The following is a 5,709-nucleotide window of genomic DNA, read 5'->3' as shown; positions in this document are numbered from 1 at the left end:
AGAATAACATGACGCAGACCCGGCCAAACCTCTTGCAGCGACTTCGCGACGACCTGGCACCGGCGGCCACCGAGCCTCTCCGGGCAGAAATCATCGCGCGTGCAGCCGAATCAGCTGAAAAGCGCCGCATGCAGGATGACGTCGCCGGGTTAATGCCGGCAACCATGATGCCAGGTCGAAAGAGGGATGACGAGGCTTTGCCTCCCGCCCGTTCGACAACTAGCGACATGCAGGGCCAGCTTTCCGATCCGTCTCGCCTGCATCTGCCCGGTGAGCGACCAAGCCTTGCGGCCGAGAGATTGATGCAGGCAGATGGGCCGCGCTCGCCGGTTGCGCCGGAAAAGCTCGCCGTCGAGATTCTCGAGAAACGAATGGCGCGGGCCGATTGGCATTACACCTATGCCGATGATCCTGACACTCGCAGTTCGGGGCGCACCGAGATCGCTGCCCTGACCCGCGATGCCGGGCGGCTGGCCGCAGCATCGGTCGAGGCCGCCGCTCAGGTCTCGGAGATCTGGGACAGGATGATCCCACAGGACTATCGCATGACATTCGAAGGCTATGTCGGGCGGCGGCACCAGCCACCTGATCAGGCTGACCTCCACCGGGAGGAGCGAGACAAGCCCGGGGATCGCGAGAGATGAGCGTAGCTCGATTGCTGATCGTTCTACCGGTGGCTGCAGGTCTGGGTTTGATCCTCGGCTTGATGGCTGGCGGGGTCTGGGTGCAATTGCAAAGCGGGGGCAATGCGCTGAATGGCGATATGTTTACCCTCATCCGGCAGTTTCCAGGTTGGCCGGAGATGTGGAAGGAGCCCTGGGCCTCGGGCTATCGCCTCGGTCTGATCGGCGCGGCATTGCTCACAGGTTTTGCGCTGATCATGTCGTTTGGCCAAAAACTCACCGAATATGGCCAGGCGCATTTCCAGAGCAAGGCCGAGATCCGTCGCAATGGCCTCCTGCAGCCCGTTGGCCGCGGCCTGGTGTTCGGAAAGCTTGGCAAACCGAAGACCAGTAAGGCGCTGATCGCGGCGGATTACGACAAATTCCCACATTGTCTGGTCGTCGCCCCGACCCGGGCCGGCAAGGGTGTCGGCTATGCCATCCCGAACCTGCTGCTGTTTCCCGGCTCGATGGTGGTGCTCGACGTCAAGGGCGAGCTTTTTGAAGCGACCTCGCGCCATCGCCAGGCCCAGGGCGATGCGATCTTCTATTTCTCGCCCTTCGATTTCGATCATCCCTCGCATCGCTATAACCCGCTTGAGCGCGTCGCCCGGATTCGCCATGCCGATGAATGCTATACCGAGCTTGCCAAGATCGCGGATTACTTCCTCACCGTCTCGGACAAGGGCAGCGCCGGCGATTTTCTGACCGAGGGGCGCGATCTCTTCATTGCCGCCGGTCTGCTCGCCATTGAACGTGGTCGGCCGACCATCGGCGAGATCAGCCGCATCCTCTTCGGCCAGGGCGCGACCTCGAGCGCCTATGCTGCCCATGCCGAGGAGGTGAAGCATCTCTCTGCCGCCCAGACCTTTCGCAAGTTCGCCGGCTATTCCGATCGCACGCTCAGTTCACATGCCTCGGTATTGAGCGGGGCCGGGCTCTCGCTCTGGAACAACCCCGCCGTCGATCGCGCCACCAGCGGCAATGATTTTTCCTTTGCCGATCTGCGTCGCCAGCCGATGGCGGTCTATCTCGTGGTCAATGCCGATGCCATCAAGACATTGGCTCCGCTGATCCGGCTGTTTTTCGGCGAACTCATCGCCACATTGCGCGCCAGCATGCCCGACCCCGCTCAGGAACCCTGGCCGGTGAAGATCATGCTTGATGAATTCGACCAGCTCGGACCGATGCCGATCATTGTGCAATCGTTAAAACAGCTCGCCGGTCATGGCGGTCGGGTCTCGATCATCACCCAATCCATTCCGGGTCTGGAATCGACGTCTTATTCCGAGAACGAGCGCCTCGGCATCGAATCCGCCGCCGGCATCAAACTTTACCTGGCCCCGAACGAGAAGAAGACCGCCGAGGAGGTCTCAGACGGGCTCGGCAAGACCACTAAGCTCGCGATCAGTGACAGTCTTTCGCGCGATGGATCAGGCCTGCTGCGCCGCTCGATCTCGCGGCGCAATGAGGAACGCCCGCTGATGACCCCGGATGAACTGAAAAAGCTCGATCGGGACAAGGTTATCCTGATCCCCGAGCGCCAGCACCCGATCATCGCCGAGCGCATCGTCTATTATGAGGATCCTTATTTTAAGGCGCTGATGTCCGCGCAAAAGGGACCCCTGCCCTATCCTTCGCGCGACGGCGAAAGCCTGCGGCGGCTGCACGAGACCGTCGAGGACCTGACAAGGCGCATCGAAGGACGCGCGATCATTTCCTACCCGGCCTCGCCCGATCCGGTGCTGCCCACGGGTACCGGCGACGAAAAACCCCTGGATCCAGCTGAGAAACGCGATGGCGGTACCGTGCCACCCGCGGAGACGGAACCTGCACCACCAAAATCACAGGTCGTCGCATCGGGTCCAACTGCCCAAGCCCTGCTACAGGAAATAGACCAGGAAAGATCCGAATTGAGCGCCGAGGAAATGCTGGAGGCGCTAAAGCCGCAGGAAAAACGCGCCCTCGAGACCATGCAGGGGATCGAGCAGAAGATACTACGCAAACTCGGGGCGTAAGCCGGGCAGCGCGCTCCGTTGCGGCAGCTGCCTTCGCCTCATCATGGCCAACGCGGGGCAATATCCTGATGCGTCATTCCCAATCTGGCGTGAGCTTTTTCTGATCAGATTTTACCGGTTCAGCTGGCACCAGATCCGCCACGAATTTTGGCAAGGCGCTGTGCTTAACAGGGTCCAACCCTTCCTGTGGCAGTCGGTCCTCGATCAGACTGAGAACCGCTTCAGCCTGAACCTTGTCGCGCGCCGCCTTGCCGGGGTCACGGTCCGCTCTTTGGGCAATCCAGAGCTTATGCGCCGCCCATATGGCCGGGGCAGGCGCGGTCATTCGGACCGGAAAGCCACGATCGTCGATGGCGATGGCCGTGAAGGCCGGCGCAGACACCAGCCATTCAAGGCCAACAATCGCGGCCGGAACGGCATCTCCTTCGATGCCGCTGACCTGGCCGGGCATGACCCGATGTGCAGGTCGCGCCTCCGGGCGGATAAACTCGACCATGAACCCGTCCTTATTGGTCAGCCGGAAATCTCCCTTCTGTCGCTGCTGGAAGGACGGATCAACGGATCTGGCAATGGCCTCCAGGCCTCGCGCTTCCCCGTCAATCGCGATGCGCAGGGGCGCACGGTCGTCGATCAGAACATCCAGATCTCCGGTGGCGACCATCTCCCCGTTGAATGTCACCGCTGCCGCGGCCTCATAGGCATAGAGCGCATGCGTGCCCACCACCCGAAAACGTGCGGCCGCCGGACTTTCATCCAGCTTGCGGATCAGCCTGGCCGCGATGCTCGGGACACGCTGGTGGTTGAGCGCCCGCATCACCGCGGCCAGTTGGTTGATCTTGCCAGCCAAAATTGCGAGGCGCTCCTCGGCCTCCTGTTTCTGTCGCAGATAATGCGCAAGAATGGCGTCTGTTTTGTCGGATCGAGACCCGAGGCTTCGGGTCGACCTGATGCCATTCTTGGTCGTTCTGCGGTACAGATATTCGCGGCCCGCACGGAACTCGTAAGACATGTTTCCGCTGAGTTCGTCCTGTGATAGATTTCGGACCCGTTGCCACTCTTCGAAAGTGGCAACGAGATCAACCCGATCACGGATCACACGACTGTCTAAAGCACTGTAATACATGAATTTGGTACTCCGACACGCTGCATCCTAGAGTATAGTCACCAAATTCATATTTTTCAATACGATGTGCCATTATCGTGGCCGCATCGCATCTTGACCCCGCCCCCCCAGATCACCCCCAGAGCGATCACTTCCAGCGCGCGGCCCGCCATCCCGCAGCGACAGCTTCCTGCTCGTTGCAGAACCAGCGCTCGCCTTTCGCAAAATTAATCCGGGTCTTGGCATAGGCCGGCGACCAGGGCATGTGATAGATCTTCTCGCCCTTGGCCGAAATATTCCCTTTGATCGGGCAACTCCCCCGCGGCGCGACCGGCGCGGCAGTTTCCCAATCCTTGGCACGGAATGCCCAGGCCGGTTTAGACTGCGCCTGCCAGATCCCAAGGCGTTCTATCTTCGCAGACGCTTCGATGTCGGCATAGTCATCAGCATAGCGGATGAAGGCCCAGGCATGGCCGGCTTTCACCATCTCGCGCCCGAGATCTTGCTTGCCGTCGAAGCATTTCGCCACAAGCCGATCATATCGATCCCGCTCGACCGGACGGCAGGTGATCTGGCGGCCCTTCACCAACTTGGTCATGAATGCGGTGGCCGCCTTGCCACAAGCCCAGGTGCCGCCGCCCTCACTCGCACAAGACTGGCTCCGCTCTGGGGCATCAATGCCATGAATCCGGAACGTCTCCGATCCGATCTTGAGCGTATCGCCGTCTACGACCACCGCCTTACCGGTAAGGCGTGGGGCATCTCCCATGGCGAATGACAGGTTTGGCATGAGAGCGATCAGCAAAACGGCGAGCGCGACACCCGGGCGGTGGCACCAGTCAAGGGGCGTCGCTTCAGCAGCAAATCGAGCCGGATCACTGACCTTTGCGAAAACACTGTGGAAAAATGCCCGAATAGGTAGAATAGGTAACAAGAATGCGCTCGTGAACAGTGAACTCGGGGATCTGCATACGCGGGGAACTCCAAGTCCACGAGCACATATTGCCGATGATGCCTCCGTTTTTGTTGGCGATCTGGCTGGCGATGTCTCGTTTTATCTAGGTTGCGAATCGCGCGTGTTCGCTGAATGTTCCTTTGATGACGCGCCGCAGCACACCACAAGCCAAGACCGATGACCGCGCCTTTCCGCTGCGCCTTCGCTTCTATGTTCCGCCGGACGGCTTTGGCAGGCTATCTGATGCGATCTATCGCTGGCTGGATCGAGTCATAGGGCCAGACAATTACGCATGGCATAGCGGTGGCGCGACTGCAGGACGCGATTGCATTTCGCTTTATTTCCGAAGCGCCGCCGATGCGGAAGGTTTCTGTGCTGCCTTCCCGGAACTCGAACTGGCTGACGGAACCCGGTATCCCGGCTATTCTTCCCCGGGTCTGTCATTTGGCAGGAGAACCGGCGAGGATGAGGCCGTGTGCAATCTCTATAACGTCTCGACCACACAGGAAGCGATGCGGCAATTGTTCCGTAGCTTTGAATTCACGGACAAAGCCGGGAGAGGCGGTCGCACGAATTCGGACCAGGGGCTAAGCTTTAGCGCCTGAGGAAGAATGACCCGAAATGACGAAACGCAAACGCTATTCTGCAGAGTTCAAGGCGAAGGTGGCTCTTGAGGCCATCCGCGAGGAACTGACGACGGCCGAGTTGGCCAAGAAGTACGATATCCATCCGACGATGATCAGCGGCTGGAAACGCACCGCGATCGAGAACATGGCGGCGGCCTTCGGCGGCGCTTCATCCGCCGAGCCGCAGATCTCTGCGGGTGAGGTCGAGAAGTTACATGCCAAGTGTCAGGCGTCAGGGCCTATGGGACAGATTTGGTTGATTGATGACGGGAGGGTTTCTGGCACATCGTAGCTTTCAAGGAGCGAAGATGAGCAAGAAACCCGTTGATCAGAAAGTCGCCGCCGA

The 5,709-nt window shown here is 60.0% G+C and carries 5 protein-coding genes and 1 pseudogene; 4 read left to right on the top strand and 2 right to left on the bottom strand.

Annotation, left to right across the window (positions count from 1 at the left end):
* Window positions 1–302 precede the first annotated feature (302 nt).
* Together ESZ60_RS20245 and ESZ60_RS20240 are read left to right on the top strand one after the other, a co-directional pair.
* Complete coding sequence (locus ESZ60_RS20245; RefSeq protein ID WP_134682460.1) at window positions 303–644, top strand: hypothetical protein; 342 nt, start codon at window positions 303–305, stop codon at window positions 642–644.
* Window positions 641–2,680 (top strand): type IV secretory system conjugative DNA transfer family protein, encoded by a 2,040-nt coding sequence (locus ESZ60_RS20240; RefSeq protein WP_134682459.1) that lies wholly within the window; start codon window positions 641–643, stop codon window positions 2,678–2,680. Before ESZ60_RS20245 ends, ESZ60_RS20240 begins: the two co-directional genes overlap by 4 nt.
* Window positions 2,681–2,753: 73 nt before the next feature.
* On the opposite strand, the gene ESZ60_RS20235 is transcribed toward ESZ60_RS20240, so the two are convergent.
* Complete coding sequence (locus tag ESZ60_RS20235; RefSeq protein WP_134682458.1) at window positions 2,754–3,803, bottom strand: GSU2403 family nucleotidyltransferase fold protein; 1,050 nt, start codon at window positions 3,801–3,803, stop codon at window positions 2,754–2,756.
* A gap of 127 nt (window positions 3,804–3,930) precedes the next feature.
* The gene (locus ESZ60_RS20230) at window positions 3,931–4,716 is read right to left on the bottom strand and encodes a thermonuclease family protein (protein ID WP_134682457.1); all 786 of its coding nucleotides are present in this window, start codon (window positions 4,714–4,716) and stop codon (window positions 3,931–3,933) included.
* Window positions 4,717–4,880: 164 nt separating this feature from the next.
* Here ESZ60_RS20230 and ESZ60_RS20225 point away from each other — a divergent pair, with 164 nt between their 5' ends.
* Window positions 4,881–5,342: a hypothetical protein gene (locus ESZ60_RS20225; RefSeq protein WP_134682456.1), complete on the top strand. Its 462-nt coding sequence runs from the start codon at window positions 4,881–4,883 to the stop codon at window positions 5,340–5,342.
* 16 nt (window positions 5,343–5,358) lie between these two features.
* Window positions 5,359–5,586 (top strand): annotated as a pseudogene (locus ESZ60_RS20220) (transposase); the annotation flags it as partial.
* Between the last annotated feature and the right edge of the window lie 123 nt (window positions 5,587–5,709).

It is taken from the genome of Paracoccus ravus (genome assembly GCF_004522175.1).
Classification (GTDB): Bacteria; Pseudomonadota; Alphaproteobacteria; order Rhodobacterales; family Rhodobacteraceae; genus Paracoccus; species Paracoccus ravus.
Note: the sequence above shows the minus strand (reverse complement) of the source record. Positions and strands in the feature narration are given on the sequence as shown.

Coding starts and splice junctions, on each gene's coding strand:
- ESZ60_RS20245 (WP_134682460.1), top strand. CDS start 303: ATGCAGGCAGATGGGCCGCGCTCGCCGGTTGCGCCGGAAAAGCTCGCC.
- ESZ60_RS20240 (WP_134682459.1), top strand. CDS start 641: ATGAGCGTAGCTCGATTGCTGATCGTTCTACCGGTGGCTGCAGGTCTG.
- ESZ60_RS20235 (WP_134682458.1), bottom strand. CDS start 3,803: ATGTATTACAGTGCTTTAGACAGTCGTGTGATCCGTGATCGGGTTGAT.
- ESZ60_RS20225 (WP_134682456.1), top strand. CDS start 4,881: ATGACGCGCCGCAGCACACCACAAGCCAAGACCGATGACCGCGCCTTT.